Consider the following 14,679-nt stretch of genomic DNA (forward strand, 5'->3'; position numbering starts at 1 on the left):
TTATCTTTTTAAGCATTACTTCCTTGTTAAAGGTATTAGAAATCCTTTAACAGTAATGGTAAAAGATTTTATTAAGCTTGATGACTTTTGCAGTGTTAAAAAAGCAAACTTACAAAGTTTCCTTTTTTAACACTGTCCGTGACTATACAGATGAGGAAACGCCTTGCTCCATACCGAACCAAGAAGCTAAGCTCATCATGGCTGATGATACTCTCCGTTACTCGGATGTCGGGAAAGTAGGTCGTTGCGGACTTTGTTTTTATTCTTTATGCTTTTTTAAATCAATTAAATTTTTATGTCAATCAAATTTTAAATCAATTACAGGGTCAGTATTTTGCAGAATTTTAAAATTTAAGCGGAATTTTGCTTTAAATTTTGCTGGATTGCTTCGAGTTTTTTGGCGCTTGTTGTCAAGTTTCTAGGCTGACATTAAGATTTTTTTATTTTATAAATTATCTTTAAATTTATGGATTAAATTTGATTTGCGTTTTTGCAATATAAATTTGTGGGCTAAATTTATTCTATGAAAAATTCATTTATATTTGTGTTTAGGATTTTTGAGATTTTATAAAGATGTTCGAGATTAAAATGAACGCCGTTGTAGCAAATTTCAGCACCCGATACCAAAGAAACTGATTTATAACCAAGTTTTAGACTTAATTCAAGTTGTGATATGTTTTTACTTTTTCGAATTTTTGCTACATTTTTTCCGATTAGTTTATAAAATTCGTCTATTTCTACTTTTTGAATTTCTACTTCATTTTCCATACTTAAAACTCTACTATAATAGATTTTTAAGTTTATCTTGATTATAATTTCGTATCAATCTATAATAATAGAGTTTTATTTTTGTAGAGCTGTTTGCTTTGGAGTAAAATGGATTATGCAAAATTCACAATTACCTGTTTTTATAAGAAAAATAGAAAATAAAGATAAATTCTATAAAGAATTTACGGAAAACTTTTTGGTGAATTATCTCGCTGGCAGTTTTGGGTCTCTTGGCAAAAGCGAAATAGATATTTTGGTTTTTAGTCTTTTGGAGCCGTATTTAGCTATGTCAAATTATGAAAAATCAAGACAACTAAAAATAACTGATACCAGAGTAAAAGCACTATGCCTGAACGCTCATTTGCGTTATGGAAAAAAAGATGATGATGAAATCATAAAAGAAATTTTATCTAGTCTAAATAGTGAAAATAGCAAAAGTAAAATTGATTTTGAAAAAGGCGAAATAGTTTTTGGGCTTGAAAATTCGGTTCAAAGAGACGTTTTTATAGGTCGCATAAAAAAGCTTGGTTATTATGCAGATTTTAGCTTTAATTCTGAGATAGTAATGGTAAGCATAGACGCCATTTTTGGGTTGATTGGAGATGAAAAATTTAAAAATATAGTTCAAAAACATAAAAATTATGATGAAATAAAGAAAAAATTAAATGGTGAAAAAACAACTTGGCAGAAATTGAAGGAATTTATTCCAGATAAAAAATCACTAACTGGTATAGTTTTAAATCTGCTAGGTTCGATATTGTTACCAAAAATCATAACTTAAAAGGAGATAAGATGAAAAGCAAAATTTTAGGTTTTACCTTGTTGTTTGGTTTGGCTATACAGCTTAATGCCAGTGAGCCATTTAAGTTAAAAATAGGTCCTGAGTATATGGGAAGTATTGAATTTGCCTATTTATCGATACAGGCAAAAGATGATATTGAATTGGATCAAATTGAGATAAATAGAGGAAAATGCAAAGCATATGTTACACGACCGGCATGGACTAACAGGGAAATAAATGAATATATACAAGAAACAAAAAAAGGCGGAAAACAAACTGTCATTGAATATGGAAACATTCTTAAAGTATATCCTATGTGCAAATACGATGAAATATTAGAAGTTAAAATTAAGACAAATAAAGGCGAATTTGTATTTGATGAATTTGGTCTCGATTTTTAAGATATCATAAACCTAACTCTGACAAATCAACAAAAGCTTTCTTTGAAAAATTTCCAAGAAAGCTTTTATGATTTTTGCTTTGTTCTATTATATATCAAATTTATCCCAATCATGCAGACCAAAGCTTCTATCAGAGAAGCCACAATCATTGCGTAATAAATCTCTTTGCTTATGAAATTCGCCTCGAAAAACAGCGTCGCAGTCGCGATCAAAAGCGTCAGTGGCATTGAGAGGCTAAGCGCAAAAAGTGCGCCTGCTCGCGCGCGCAGTATCTCCCAAAACACCCCAGCGCACAAAATCCTCGTAAAAATCATTATCCCAGCTAGTAGCAGGCAAAATTTCAAAACCCCGGGCATTAGCAGTGCGTCCAGCTCGACCGCTGCGCCTGTGTGTATGAAAAATATCGGCACGATAAAGCCAAAGCCAAACGACGATAGCTTTGGCACGAGGCCCTCTTTGTGCGAGAAAAATGTCGGCAAAAACGCCCCCGCGATGAAGGCTGCGATAAAGATTTCGATATCTAGCCACGACGCGCTCGCGCAAATTAGGCAAAAAATCGCCATAGCAAAGCGTATGTCTTTTTCGTTTTTGTCATAGTGTGGCATGATTATGGTTTTTAGGCTCGGATACCACCAAAACACCATTTCTAGGGATTTAAACACTAGCGCGATGGCGCCGATAAATCCCACAAGCGAGCCGATTTTAAGCAGCATGCTTGCTCCAAAGCCGTCTTTTAGGTAAATCCCCACCACGCTAAGTGCTACGATGCTTACTATCTCGCCAAGCACGCCTACTAGCATGGCTAGATTGAGCCACTCTTCGTCCTTGCCGTAGTCCTTATACAGCGTCGAGAGCAGTCCCACGCTCATAAGTGGCACGGCGATGATGATTAAATTTGGCAAATCAAAAATCGCTACCAAAATCGCGCCCAAGATATAAAGCAGGGTCAAAAACAGAAGCGATTTTTTTAAAATTTGGCGCGAAATTTTAAACAAAAAGCGAAAATCCACCTCCGCCCCAGCCAAAAACATAAGGTAATAAAACCCGATTTTAGAGGCGAAATCAAAGGTAGGATTGGCATAAAGCAGGCCCAAATTTCCAGCGATTATGCCTAGGATTATCTCTGTGGGCGAGACTGGGATTTTTAGGACTTTGGCTAGATACGGCGAGGTAAATATAAAAAATCCTAGCGTGATTAAAATTAAAATTTCGCTCATTTTGGTTAAATTTCGAAATTTAGCCACGCCAAATTTGGCAATGGCTAAATTTGTTTATTCGATTTCCTCTTTAAATTTGCATTTCGGGCACTCGGCGAAATTGCCTTTTTTCAGCTCTTTTCGCACCATGTAGGTGTTTTTGCACTCAGGGCATTTGCGCGAAAGCACGGCGTAGTTGCTCACAAAATCGCACTTTGGATAGTTTGAGCAACCATAAAATTTCCCCCTGCGCGAAAATCTCTCGACCACATCGCCTTTGGCGCATTTTGGGCAGATTACGCCGGTGCTGGTGGCCTTTTTGGCTGGGGCTTTGGCAGCGCCTTCGATTTGGCGAGAGTATTTGCATTTCGGATAGCCCTCGCACGCGATAAACTCGCCAAAACGCCCAGCGCGCCTTACTAGCTCTTTGCCACATTGTGGGCATTTCTCGCCGATTTTTTCAGGCTCAGATTTGCTTGCCTCATCTGCGCTCTCGCCTAGATTGCGAGAGTATTTGCATTTCGGATAGCCCTCGCACGCGATAAACTCACCAAATCTGCCAGCGCGCCTTACTAGCTCTTTGCCACATTGCGGGCATTTCTCGCCGATTGGTTCGGAGATTTTTTGGCTAGCGATTTCGCTCTTGCCTTTGGCGATTTCGTCCATAAATGGGTAGTAAAAATTCGCCAAAATTTCTTGCCAATCAGCCTTATTTTCGGCGATTTCGTCGAGTTTTTCTTCCATTTTGGCGGTGAAGTTGCTATCAACGATATTTTTAAAATGCCCCTCCAAAACCTCGGTGATTTTAAAGGCGACCTCGGCTGGGATTAGCTGTTTTTTGTCGATTTCGACATATTTTTTCGAGGTTAGAAGCGTGATAGTTGGCGCATAAGTGCTTGGTCTGCCAATGCCTAGGCTTTCTAGCTTTTTAATCAAACTAGCTTCTGAATACCTAGCTGGTGCTTCTGTGAAATGCTGCTCGCTTCCTAGGCTTTCAAGCTCCATTTTATCGCCTTTTTTAAGCTCGGGCAAAATTTTATCCTTATCCAAATCGCCATAAACCTTGTAAAATCCGTCAAATGTAACCTTGCGCCCGCTTATGCGAAATTCGGCGCTCTCTCCGCAAATCGTGATTGTTTGGATATCTGAGGTAGAAGCGCTCATTTGGCATGCGATGAAACGATTATAAATCAGCGTATAAAGCCTAGCTTCGTCGCGTGGGAGCGTGGCCTTTGCCATTTGTGGCGTAAAGGCTATGTTTGTAGGGCGAATCGCCTCGTGGGCTTCTTGCGCGCCTTTGGATTTGGTGGTGTAAATGTTTGGCGATTTTGGCAGATACTGCGCGCCATAGGTTTTTTCGATCATATCGCGTGCGGCAGCGACGGCCTCTTTGGCTAAATTTAGACTATCTGTTCTCATATATGTAATCGCACCGCCAAAATTCGTATTCACGCCCTCATACAGGCTTTGGGCTAGGCTCATAGTCTTGCGCGGATTAAAGCCAAGGCTAGTTGAGGCTGCTTGTTGAAGTGTGCTTGTCATAAACGGCGCGCTTGGGGCTGTTTTGCGAGATTTGCTCTCAATCGCGCTAACGCTAAATTCTTCGCTTTTTAAAATTTTTAGAATTTTATCAGCCTCTGACTTTGTTTTTATGGATAGTTTTTCCATTTTTTCGCCGTTAAATTTGACAAATTCGGCTTCTAGCTTTTTCTTAAAAACAGCGTCTATGCTGTGGTATTCTACCGGCACAAACGCCCTTATTTCGCGCTCTTTATCGACAATGATTTTTAAAGCCGCGCTTTGGACGCGCCCAGCACTTAGCCCTCTTTGGATTTTGGTGTTTAGTAGCGGACTTAGCTTGTATCCTACTATGCGATCTAGCAAACGACGCGCTTGTTGGGCATTTACGCTATTCATATCGAGCGTGCGTGGTGAGTTTATGGCGTTATCAATCGCGCTTTTTGTGATTTCGTGAAATACAATGCGAGGCAGGCTGGTTGGGGCTTTACCGATTGATTCTGCGATATGGTATGCTATCGCCTCTCCCTCTCTATCCTCGTCGGTTGCTAGGTAAATTTGACCTGCTTTTTTGGCTAAATTTTTTATCTGCGACACGATCGCTTCGTGATCGGTGCTGATTTCGTATTCAGGGCTAAATTTGTTGCCGTCGATTTTAATGCCAAATTTTTTCTGCGGAAGGTCGCGGATATGACCTTTGCTAGCGATTACTTCGTAATCTTCGCCTAAAAATTTTTTTATCGTTTTGGCTTTGGCTGGTGATTCAACTATGACTAAATTTTTCATATTTCTCTCTTATTTTAAAATTCTTGGTAGCGTAATGCCCTCTTGGGCTTGGTATTTGCCCTTTTTGTCGGCGTATGTTACTTCGCACGGCTCATCGCCTTGCAAAAACAGCACCTGCGCGATTCCCTCGTTTGCGTAAATCTTGGCTGGAAGCGGGGTTGTGTTTGAGATTTCGATTGTGATATGCCCCTTAAATCCGGGCTCAAATGGTGTTACATTGACGATTATACCGCACCTTGCGTATGTGCTTTTGCCTAGACAGATTGCAAGCACATCAGAAGGCATATTAAAATACTCGATTGTGCGAGCCAGCGCGAAAGAATTTGGCGGAACGATACAGATATCGCCTACGAAATCCACGACATTTTTTTCGTCGAAATTCTTAGGATCGACGACAGTGCCACCGATATTTGTGAAAATTTTAAACTCATTTCCCACTCTGATATCATATCCGTAGCTTGATACGCCATAGCTTACTACGCCTTTTCCCACTTGCTCTTCGGCAAATGGCACTATCATAGCGTGCTTTTGCGACATTTCTCTAATCCATTTATCGCTTTTTAGTCCCATATTTATCCTTAAACTGAAAAATTTTTCGCGCATTATAGCAATAAAATTCCACGATTTACAAATTTGGTGCTATAATTCAAATTTAATTTTGCAATTAAATGCAGAAATTTATCAAATTTTAAGGAGATAAGATGAAAATCTTAGGCAAATTCGCGTTCGCTGCGCTTTTTATCGCTTCATCACTAGTTGCGGCTAAACCAAATATCTACATTTTGGCCACAGGTGGCACAATCGCTGGTGGAGGCGATAGCGCTGTTAGCGGTGATTACACATCAGGCACAAAAACTGTCGATGAATTGCTAGCTGCCGTTCCTCAAATCAACGACATCGCAAATGTCAAAGGTGAGCAAATTTCACAAATCGGCTCACAAGAGATGAACGATGAAGTTTGGCTAAAACTAGCAAACCGCGTAAATGAGCTACTTACGAAAAACGATGTCGATGGCGTAGTCATCACTCACGGAACTGACACTATGGAAGAGACAGCGTATTTTCTAAATTTAGTCGTAAAAACTAAAAAACCTATCGTAATGGTTGGCGCGATGAGATCTGGCACTTCACTAAGCGCAGATGGCCCGCTAAATATCTTTAACGGCGTAAATGTCGCAATCAACCCAAGCGCTCGCGAAAAAGGCGTAATGGTCGTAATGAACGACGAAATTCACGCTGCACGCGAAGTAACTAAAACAAACACAACTGCTGTTGATACATTTGCTTCACCAAACGCTGGCAAAATCGGCACCGTAAATTACGGAATTGTAAATTTCTATATGAATCCACTTCGCAAACACACAGTCGATAGCGTATTTAATATCAAAGATGTAAAAGAGCTTCCACGCGTTGATATTTTGTTCGCTCACGCACAAGATGTCGCTGATTTCGTCGATGCTGCTGTAAATGGTGGCGCCAAAGGTATCGTGCTAGCTGGCATGGGTAACGGAAATCCTTTCCCAACCGTCGAAGCTGCACTTGCAAAAGCTAGCGAAAACGGCGTTGTCATAGTTCGCGCTTCTCGCACAGGCTCTGGCTCAACAAGCGTTGGCGCAGAGGTTGATGACGCAAAATACGGCTTTTTGACAAGCGATAACCTAAACGCTGCCAAAGCTAGGGTTTTATTGCAACTTGCCCTTTCAAAAGGTCTAGACAAAGCGAAAATTGCTGAAATTTACGCTACTCATTAATAACTCTTGGGCGCAGATTTTGCGCCCTTTTTTAAATTTAACTTCACTTTAAATTCCATAAAATTTCGCTAAATTTAAATTTAATGTAAGAATTAACTAAATTTAGGTAAAATGCGCCTTTGGAATTTCTATTTTTAGGAGAAATAAATGAAACAAGAAGATATTAAGGAATTGATGACTTTCTTCGACGAAAAATCATCTCTTAGCAAGATTAAAATTAAAAACGACGATTTTGAAATCGAAATTAAAAAATTCGGCGCAGATATCGAAACCGGCGCAGCATGTGCCACACCTGCACCGCACGCCCCGGCTGCTGTGCCAGCTGTAAATGTCGTCGTAGGCGACTCTCACGCAGCTAGCAAGGCTAGTATGGATACTATCGATAGCCCTATGGTTGGCACTTTTTACAAGGCTGCAAGCCCAGGCGCAAACCCATTTGTAAGCGCTGGTCAAGTCGTGCATAAAGGCGATACTATCGGCATTATCGAAGCGATGAAGATTATGAACGAGGTCGAGGCTGAGTTTGATTGTCGTATCATCAAATCGCTAGTAGAGGACGGACAGCCAGTAGAATACGCTATGTCGCTATTTGAGGTTGAAAAGCTATGAAAGAGCTAAATAAAATTCTTATCGCAAACCGCGGTGAGATAGCACTTCGCGCACTTCGCACTATTCAGGAAATGGGCAAAAAGGCTATTGTCGTACATTCAACAGCCGATCAAGACGCACTTTATGTCAAATACGCTGACGCTGCGATCTGCATAGGTGGGCCACGCTCGACTGATAGCTATTTGAATATTCCAGCCATTATTACGGCGTGTGAATTAACAGAAGCTGACGCTATTTTTCCAGGATATGGTTTTTTGAGCGAAAATCAAAATTTCGTCGAAATTTGCGCCAAACACGGCATTAAATTTATCGGCCCAAGTGTTGAAGCTATGACGCTAATGAGCGATAAAAGCAAGGCTAAGCAAGTAATGATGAGAGCTGGAATCCCAGTAGTGCCAGGATCAGATGGCGCGATTGCCGATGTCGAGGCTGCACGCAAACTAGCCAAAGAAATCGGCTATCCTGTCATCATCAAAGCAGCCGCTGGTGGTGGCGGACGCGGTATGAGAGTGGTCGAGAGAGAAGAGGATTTAGAAAAGCTTTTTTGGTCGGCTGAGAGCGAGGCTATGAGTGCGTTTGGTGACGGGACAATGTATATGGAAAAATACATCACAAATCCGCGCCATATCGAGGTTCAAGTCATCGGCGACGAGCACGGAAATGTCCTACATGTGGGCGAGCGCGACTGCTCTATGCAGCGCCGCCACCAAAAGCTAATCGAAGAGAGCCCGGCGGTGATACTCGACGAAGAAACCCGCGCCAAGCTCCTCGAAACAGCTGTTCGCGCGACTAAGGCGATAGGCTATGTCAGTGCGGGAACATTTGAGTTTTTATACGACAGCAAGGATAAGAAATTTTATTTCATCGAAATGAATACGCGCTTGCAGGTCGAGCATACAGTCAGCGAAATGCGCTCAGGGCTTGATTTGATCGAGCAAATGATTCGTGTAGCCGAGGGTCATAAGCTCCCTAGTCAAGACGAGATTAAATTTAGCGGACATGCGATCGAGTGCAGAATCACAGCCGAAGATCCGAAAAGCTTCATGCCAAATCCGGGTAAAATCACTCGCTACATAGCTCCTGGTGGGCGCAATGTGCGTATGGATAGCCATGTGTATGAGGGATACAGCGTGCCGGCGTTTTACGATAGTATGATTGGTAAGCTCATCGTGCATGACAAAGACAGGCTTCGCGCGATTTCGAAGATGAAAATCGCACTATCCCAGCTCGTCATCGGCGGTATCAAATCGACCCGCGATTTCCACATTGCGATGATGAACAACCCTGATTTTATCAACAACGACTACGATACAAACTATCTGTCAAAACACTAAAATTCTAAATTTAGCCCATGAATTTGGGCTAAATTTAGCTAAATTATTTATTTTTATTTCATTTCATTTCATTAAACATGTAAGTTATTATAAAAACAAACACACAAATCGGTGCAACCAAAAAACTAAATAATCCTATAAGAGTATTTATGTATTCGCTATTGCCATATAAATACTTTGTTGCAACAAAATACAAAAAACCAACATACAAAATTATCAATGATAAATTTTCAATGCAAAAAACTATCACGCTTAATTTTGGATTTTTTATAAATAAATTGCTGTATTTGAATTGTTTATATCTAGCATAAAAATATTTAACAAGATAAATACAAACGAACAAGGCTATAATTAGATTAATAGTAATTCTTATCGCAACACTATCACTAATCAATAACAATATCATAGATACTAATGCTCCCGCCAAATAACCAAATACTAAAATTAATGGCAAAAATAATACATATCTGATATTTCTACAAATTCTATATTTTTGTTTCAAATTCACAAAACGCACCCATTTCACTTTTTAAAAATTTTATTTTGTTCTTTGTCATTTAAATAGGCATTTCCTGCCAAATGTGCGTAAATTTTGTAAGTTGAGAATTTGTTACTCATCTTTTATCCTTGCCATTAGAATTTTTGTTTATTAAATTTTGTTCTAGAATATTGATTATTTCGTAAGTATCTAGCATATTATGGCAAGTTAAGCCCTGAACATCTGTGGATACAGATAAAAATTTGTGCATAAATGAATTATATGGCATAAAATATCTATATACTTTTCCTATTTTTTTATCATTGATATATATGTCGCTTTTATGAATTAAACCTGTATTTTTAGGGCATTTAGCATAATCATTATTGCATTGATGATATATTTCACTATCTTTTAATCGAATATTTTGTAAATCGCTTAGTGCATAATTATTATCTAAAATTTCAATCTTAAAATTCTTTTTAATATCACACTCGTATCTAAATTTAAGTATCTTAAAGCCGTCAAATAAAAATCCATAAGTTAAAAACAGAGTTATTAAAGTAGCTACAAAATGAGTTTTATTTTGAAATAAAAATTTATCATCTTTTGAAATTTCTATTTTTTCATAATTTAATTTATCATCTATTGTATTGATTTTGACTTTATGTTTCTTTGTGATTAGTGCTAAGAAAAACAAAGTCAGAAAAAATACAAAGACAAAAAATCCAAAAAAAACGAAAACAAAGAAAAATAGCAAAGTAAAGAATTTCGCAAATTTGTTTATCTGTGAATTTGCGATGTATTTTATACACAACGCACAAGCAAATGCCACAATTAAATTAACAATTAAAATATCCATATAATTCCTTTGTGTTTTATTGCAAATTTAAATTCGGTCAGTATCGCCGATACCGAATTTATTAAATTTACAAATTTAAACTTACTTTTGAATTTCAAGCTCGTAGATTGCCACGCAAGCAGGCTTGCTTGCAATGACAAATCAAGGGCTAGGGAATTTCTCTGAATCGCCACAAAATATTTCGCAAATTTTGCCAATGACAAAACGGGCGAAATTTACTCCAAAACCTCGTCTAATCGCACGAACTCAAAGCCATTTTTAACCAAAATTTTAAGGCCCCCCACCACGCCTGCGCCACTTGGCTTTTCGGGGTGGTTTGCGTGAGCGATGATGATGTCACCGCCGCGCGCACTAGACACAGCGGTGCGCGCCCCTTCCGCGCTCATCGTAGCCCCTGCATCGCCTAGCACGCTAAATCCCACGGGCGCGTATCCCATATCATAAATCTGCGCCACGGCAAGCTCATCGTAATACGCCGTGCCTGAGCGGTAAAATTTCGGGCGCGCGCCGGTGATTTTTTCGATTAAATCGGCGTTTCGCGCGATTTCATCGTATAGCTCGCTAGCATTCGCCGTGCCCTTTATGCCGTAAATGCTAGCCCCATTTAGCGAGGCTGGGGGGTGTGCGGTGCCGTGATTTTCGATTTCGAAATTTGGATTTTGGCGCAAACGCTCGAATTTTTGTGGGAATTTCTCTATCCAGCGCAAATTTACGAAAAATGTCGCTTTCAGGCTGTGTTTTTCTAAAAATCCCACGATTCGCTCGTCCAAATCGTCCGTTTTGCTTCCGCACAGATCGAGCGTGAGGGCGACTTGCTTTTTGTCGGTTTTGAAATTTTTAATCACGCCCTGCAATTCCTCGCCCCAAAGGCTAGGCTTTGCGTCAGAGTATTTTTGCAAAATTTGCTCTTTGGTCAAATTTTCGCCCTGCGCGCCACACAAAACCCCCAAAGCGCAGATAAAAATTAAAAATTTTTTCATTGATTTCCCCTGTAAATTCGGCTAAATTTTGGCTAAATTTAAAAAGGGGCAAATTTTGAAATTCGCTAAATTTCGAAATTTTACCCCAAATTTGCGCTTAAATTTTGTTTATTTTTTGCGCCAAAATGTCGCCAAGCACCTTTGCGGCGTGGTCTTTGGCTTTGACAGATTTATAGACTTTTTCGATTTTGCCGTCTTTGCCGATTAGAAATGTCGAGCGCACGATCCCTAGATACTCGCGCCCGTAGTTTTTGCGCACTTGAAGCACGCCGTAAGCCTTGGCGACTTCGCGTTGTGGGTCGCTTAGCAAGATATGGCGCAGGCTTTGCTTGGCGATAAAGCCGGCGTGAGATTTCACACTATCTGGGCTAATGCCTATAATCAGGGCGTCCTCGGCGATAAATTTATCCCAAAGCTCGCTAAATTCGCACGCCTCAGTGGTGCAACCGGGCGTATTATCCTTAGGATAAAAATACAAAACGACCCTTTTTCCGATAAAATCGCTTAGGCGAATTTGCACTCCGTCGGCGTTTTCTAGGGCGAAATTTGGCGCCATATCGCCCTTAACAAGCGTGATTTTACGCGCTAAATCCTCTGCGCTAAATGTAGTCTCAGCCATTTTGCGCCTTTTTTCGCATATCTGCGACACTTTCGCCACCGAAATAGAAATTCTCAGCTTCGTCGTATTCGAATTTCACGACCACGCGACTTGGCACCTTGCCTAGGTTTTCGACCATTGTTTTGGTGATTTCACCAGCGATTTTGTCCTGCAATTCCTTGCTTGGGGCTGGTTTGGTTAGGCGGATATTGATGATTGGCATTTTTACTCCTTTATAAAATAATCTCCGTCAAAACTGATTAGCGAATATTTTCGCTCATCTCCTAGCGCGCCGACAAGCTCATTTATGCTTAGAAATGTCAGGGTGTCCGCGCCGATATACTCGCGCACCTCTTCGGTGCTTTTGTTTGCGCTGATTAGCTCGGCATAGCTTGGCGTGTCTATGCCGTATCTATCTGGGTGCTTGATTTCTGGGCTTGCGATACACATGTGAATCTCCCTCGCCCCAGCGTGGCGCAGAAGTTCGACGATTTTTTTGCTAGTTGTGCCTCGCACGATACTATCGTCGATGACGACTATGCTTTTGTCTTTCAAAACCTCGCTCATAGGATTTAGTTTGAGTTTGACCTTTAAATTTCGCATTTCTTGTGTCGGCTCGATAAAGGTGCGCCCCACATAGTGATTTCGCACGATTGCCAGCTCAAAAGGCACCCCGCTTGCGCCTGAGTATCCCAAAGCCGCTGGCACGCCACTATCTGGGACAGGGACGACAAAATCAGCCTTTATATCTTTGCATTTCTCAGCCAAAACTGCGCCTAGTTTTTTGCGGATATTATAGACATTTTTGCCCTCGACCGTGCTGTCTGGGCGGGCGAAATATATGTATTCAAATGCGCAAATTCTAGGATCAACCTCTTCGAAAATTTGAAGCGATTTTATCTCATCTTTGCCCTCTTCGAAAATCACCATTTCGCCAGGCTTCACATCTCTGATAAACTCCGCTCCCACCAAATCAAAGGCGCATGTCTCGCTCGCTACGATATATCCGCCGTCATTGAGTCTTCCGATACTAAGAGGTCTTACGCCGTGCGGATCACGCAGGGCAAACATTTTGCTACGACTTAAAATCAGAAGCGAATACGCCCCAGCGCATTTTTTCACAGCCTCGATTATGCGGTTTTGCAATTTTTTTTCTTTGCTTCTAGCGATTAAATGCAAGATATTTTCTGTGTCCATATTTGACTGAAATATCGCTCCCTCGGCGATTAGCTCAGATCTAACGCTATCTTTGTTTATCAAATTTCCATTATGCACGATTGAAATTTCGCCTAGGGCGTATTTAGCAGAGATTGGTTGCGCGTCGTGGATACTCTCGTTGCCCGCTGTGGAGTAGCGATTGTGGCCGATTGCGCTATTTCCCTTTAAAATTTCAAGGGCTTGTGGGGTGAAAATTTTAGTTACTAGTCCTTGACCTTTTACCGTGTTTATATGGTGGTTGTGATTAGCACTTACTCCGCTTGCTTCTTGTCCTCGGTGTTGCATCGAAAACAGCCCATAAACCGCCGTTTTAGCCGCATTGGCTGAATTTATAACTCCTACTATCGCGCACATTTTAAAATCCTAAACAATCATTTATGCTATAAAGGCCATTTTTTTGTGTGGCAAGCCAAATTCCAGCTTTAATCGCGCCATTGGCGAAGGTCGCACGGCTCGTGGCGGTATGGTTTAGCTCGATATACTCGCCCTCGTTGTAAAACCCTACCGTGTGGCGTCCGACGATATCGCCACCGCGAAGTGCTATGACAGCGATTTCGTCTTTGCCTCGCTCTCCGATTAGTCCGTCGCGTCCGCTAACTCGCACGCTTTTGATATCAAGCTCTCTCGCGCTAGCGGCACTGCAAGCTAGTGTCATAGCTGTGCCACTTGGGGCGTCTTTTTTGTGTTTGTGATGCATTTCGACTATTTCGCAGTCAAAATCGCGCAAAGCCTTGCTAGCTAGATTTACGAGCTTGTTTAGCACGGCTACTCCAAGGCTCATATTTGTCGCGTGAAAAACTGGCATTTTTTGCGCGCACTCTTTTAGCAGTGCTTCGCCCTCATCGCCTAGGGCAGTAGTGCCGATGACAAGGGGTTTTGGGTGAGTTTGGGCGAATTTTAATAAATTTATCACCCCGTCTCTAATGGTAAAATCAATCACCACATCGCAAGAATCAAAAAATTTCGCCAAATCGTCTGTGATTACGCATTTGGGGCTGTATGATAGCTCCTCGATAGTATAAATCGCGCTAACTTCCGCGTTTTCGTAGTTTTTCAGACACTCATAAATCATACTTCCCATTCTACCGCTACCGCCGTGGATACCAATCCTAACCATTTTAACCCTTTCTGAATTTGTAAAAATTTGGCGTAGTATAGCCAAATTTAGCTTATTTCTGAATTGTGTTGTGATTAATTTATAGTGCAAAGAAATGCGAAGCATTTCAGTAAAATAAAACCAGCTAAATTTTAAAAAGCAACGCTTTTTAAAATTTAGCCACTTCTAAGGTTTTACAGGGGTGGGGGTTGGTAAGGGGGAGGGTAGCGTCTCCTAAAAAGCGCGCCCTCCCCCTTACAGAGAATTTCAAATTTCGCTTAAAATTTAAAAAAATCGTTCAAT

The 14,679-nt window shown here is 40.8% G+C and carries 15 protein-coding genes and 1 rRNA gene; 6 read left to right on the forward strand and 10 right to left on the reverse strand.

The window, feature by feature from the left end; all coding sequences use genetic code 11:
- The first annotated feature begins 134 nt into the window (after window positions 1-134).
- Window positions 135-253 (forward strand): 5S ribosomal RNA (gene rrf / locus OFO01_RS08620).
- A 263-nt stretch (window positions 254-516) separates the two neighbouring features.
- Here rrf and OFO01_RS08625 read toward each other — a convergent pair.
- Window positions 517-768: a helix-turn-helix domain-containing protein gene (locus OFO01_RS08625; RefSeq protein ID WP_270859952.1), complete on the reverse strand. Its 252-nt coding sequence runs from the start codon at window positions 766-768 to the stop codon at window positions 517-519.
- A gap of 115 nt (window positions 769-883) precedes the next feature.
- Between OFO01_RS08625 and OFO01_RS08630 the strand changes: the two genes are divergently transcribed.
- Entirely contained in the window at window positions 884-1,549 is a 666-nt protein-coding gene (locus tag OFO01_RS08630; protein WP_270875538.1) for a hypothetical protein, read from the forward strand.
- 11 nt (window positions 1,550-1,560) lie between these two features.
- On the forward strand, window positions 1,561-1,950 hold the full coding sequence (locus OFO01_RS08635; RefSeq protein ID WP_270859950.1) for a hypothetical protein: 390 nt from the start codon (window positions 1,561-1,563) through the stop codon (window positions 1,948-1,950).
- A 65-nt stretch (window positions 1,951-2,015) separates the two neighbouring features.
- Here the strand turns inward: OFO01_RS08635 and OFO01_RS08640 are convergent, their stop codons facing one another.
- Genes OFO01_RS08640 through dcd form a run of 3 tightly spaced genes read right to left on the reverse strand, consistent with a single transcriptional unit; the run spans window position 2,016 to window position 6,020 of the window.
- Window positions 2,016-3,167, reverse strand: coding sequence for a cation:proton antiporter (locus OFO01_RS08640; RefSeq protein WP_270859949.1), 1,152 nt, complete (start codon window positions 3,165-3,167; stop codon window positions 2,016-2,018).
- A gap of 54 nt (window positions 3,168-3,221) precedes the next feature.
- Window positions 3,222-5,450, reverse strand: a complete 2,229-nt coding sequence (gene topA, locus OFO01_RS08645; RefSeq protein WP_270859948.1) for a type I DNA topoisomerase — start codon at window positions 5,448-5,450, stop codon at window positions 3,222-3,224.
- A 9-nt stretch (window positions 5,451-5,459) separates the two neighbouring features.
- A complete protein-coding gene (gene dcd, locus OFO01_RS08650; protein WP_270859947.1) occupies window positions 5,460-6,020 on the reverse strand; it encodes a dCTP deaminase in 561 nt (186 codons plus the stop codon).
- Window positions 6,021-6,151: 131 nt separating this feature from the next.
- On the opposite strand from dcd, the gene OFO01_RS08655 reads away from it, so the two are divergent.
- The 3 genes from OFO01_RS08655 to OFO01_RS08665 all read left to right on the forward strand — a co-directional run bounded on the left by OFO01_RS08655 (window position 6,152) and on the right by OFO01_RS08665 (window position 9,144).
- A complete protein-coding gene (locus OFO01_RS08655; RefSeq protein ID WP_270859946.1) occupies window positions 6,152-7,201 on the forward strand; it encodes a type II asparaginase in 1,050 nt (349 codons plus the stop codon).
- Window positions 7,202-7,348: 147 nt separating this feature from the next.
- A complete protein-coding gene (gene accB / locus OFO01_RS08660) occupies window positions 7,349-7,810 on the forward strand; it encodes an acetyl-CoA carboxylase biotin carboxyl carrier protein (protein WP_270859945.1) in 462 nt (153 codons plus the stop codon).
- Entirely contained in the window at window positions 7,807-9,144 is a 1,338-nt protein-coding gene (locus tag OFO01_RS08665) for an acetyl-CoA carboxylase biotin carboxylase subunit (RefSeq protein ID WP_270859944.1), read from the forward strand. Before accB ends, OFO01_RS08665 begins: the two co-directional genes overlap by 4 nt.
- A gap of 614 nt (window positions 9,145-9,758) precedes the next feature.
- Here OFO01_RS08665 and OFO01_RS08670 read toward each other — a convergent pair.
- From OFO01_RS08670 to dapB, 6 genes are all read right to left on the reverse strand, one after another.
- Complete coding sequence (locus OFO01_RS08670) at window positions 9,759-10,484, reverse strand: hypothetical protein (protein WP_270859943.1); 726 nt, start codon at window positions 10,482-10,484, stop codon at window positions 9,759-9,761.
- A gap of 215 nt (window positions 10,485-10,699) precedes the next feature.
- Complete coding sequence (locus OFO01_RS08675; protein ID WP_270859942.1) at window positions 10,700-11,464, reverse strand: polysaccharide deacetylase family protein; 765 nt, start codon at window positions 11,462-11,464, stop codon at window positions 10,700-10,702.
- A gap of 97 nt (window positions 11,465-11,561) precedes the next feature.
- Window positions 11,562-12,041: a thioredoxin-dependent thiol peroxidase gene (gene bcp, locus OFO01_RS08680; RefSeq protein WP_270859953.1), complete on the reverse strand. Its 480-nt coding sequence runs from the start codon at window positions 12,039-12,041 to the stop codon at window positions 11,562-11,564.
- Between the two features lie 34 nt (window positions 12,042-12,075).
- On the reverse strand, window positions 12,076-12,285 hold the full coding sequence (locus tag OFO01_RS08685; RefSeq protein WP_270859941.1) for a tautomerase family protein: 210 nt from the start codon (window positions 12,283-12,285) through the stop codon (window positions 12,076-12,078).
- Between the two features lie 2 nt (window positions 12,286-12,287).
- Window positions 12,288-13,634 carry an amidophosphoribosyltransferase gene (gene purF / locus OFO01_RS08690; protein WP_270859940.1) on the reverse strand — a complete coding sequence of 449 codons (1,347 nt, stop codon included), beginning with the start codon at window positions 13,632-13,634 and terminating at the stop codon, window positions 12,288-12,290.
- 1 nt (window position 13,635) lies between these two features.
- The gene (gene dapB / locus OFO01_RS08695; RefSeq protein WP_270859939.1) at window positions 13,636-14,397 is read right to left on the reverse strand and encodes a 4-hydroxy-tetrahydrodipicolinate reductase; all 762 of its coding nucleotides are present in this window, start codon (window positions 14,395-14,397) and stop codon (window positions 13,636-13,638) included.
- Between the last annotated feature and the right edge of the window lie 282 nt (window positions 14,398-14,679).

Origin of the sequence: Campylobacter sp. JMF_01 NE2, from assembly GCF_027737365.1 — a bacterium.
Classification (GTDB): Bacteria; Campylobacterota; Campylobacteria; order Campylobacterales; family Campylobacteraceae; genus Campylobacter_B.

Bases quoted from the DNA above. Each gene is read 5' to 3' on its own strand.
- OFO01_RS08625 (WP_270859952.1), bottom strand. From the start codon at position 768: ATGGAAAATGAAGTAGAAATTCAAAAAGTAGAAATAGACGAATTTTAT.
- OFO01_RS08630 (WP_270875538.1), top strand. From the start codon at position 884: ATGCAAAATTCACAATTACCTGTTTTTATAAGAAAAATAGAAAATAAA.
- OFO01_RS08635 (WP_270859950.1), top strand. From the start codon at position 1,561: ATGAAAAGCAAAATTTTAGGTTTTACCTTGTTGTTTGGTTTGGCTATA.
- OFO01_RS08640 (WP_270859949.1), bottom strand. From the start codon at position 3,167: ATGAGCGAAATTTTAATTTTAATCACGCTAGGATTTTTTATATTTACC.
- topA (WP_270859948.1), bottom strand. From the start codon at position 5,450: ATGAAAAATTTAGTCATAGTTGAATCACCAGCCAAAGCCAAAACGATA.
- dcd (WP_270859947.1), bottom strand. From the start codon at position 6,020: ATGGGACTAAAAAGCGATAAATGGATTAGAGAAATGTCGCAAAAGCAC.
- OFO01_RS08655 (WP_270859946.1), top strand. From the start codon at position 6,152: ATGAAAATCTTAGGCAAATTCGCGTTCGCTGCGCTTTTTATCGCTTCA.
- accB (WP_270859945.1), top strand. From the start codon at position 7,349: ATGAAACAAGAAGATATTAAGGAATTGATGACTTTCTTCGACGAAAAA.
- OFO01_RS08665 (WP_270859944.1), top strand. From the start codon at position 7,807: ATGAAAGAGCTAAATAAAATTCTTATCGCAAACCGCGGTGAGATAGCA.
- OFO01_RS08670 (WP_270859943.1), bottom strand. From the start codon at position 10,484: ATGGATATTTTAATTGTTAATTTAATTGTGGCATTTGCTTGTGCGTTG.
- OFO01_RS08675 (WP_270859942.1), bottom strand. From the start codon at position 11,464: ATGAAAAAATTTTTAATTTTTATCTGCGCTTTGGGGGTTTTGTGTGGC.
- OFO01_RS08685 (WP_270859941.1), bottom strand. From the start codon at position 12,285: ATGCCAATCATCAATATCCGCCTAACCAAACCAGCCCCAAGCAAGGAA.
- purF (WP_270859940.1), bottom strand. From the start codon at position 13,634: ATGTGCGCGATAGTAGGAGTTATAAATTCAGCCAATGCGGCTAAAACG.
- dapB (WP_270859939.1), bottom strand. From the start codon at position 14,397: ATGGTTAGGATTGGTATCCACGGCGGTAGCGGTAGAATGGGAAGTATG.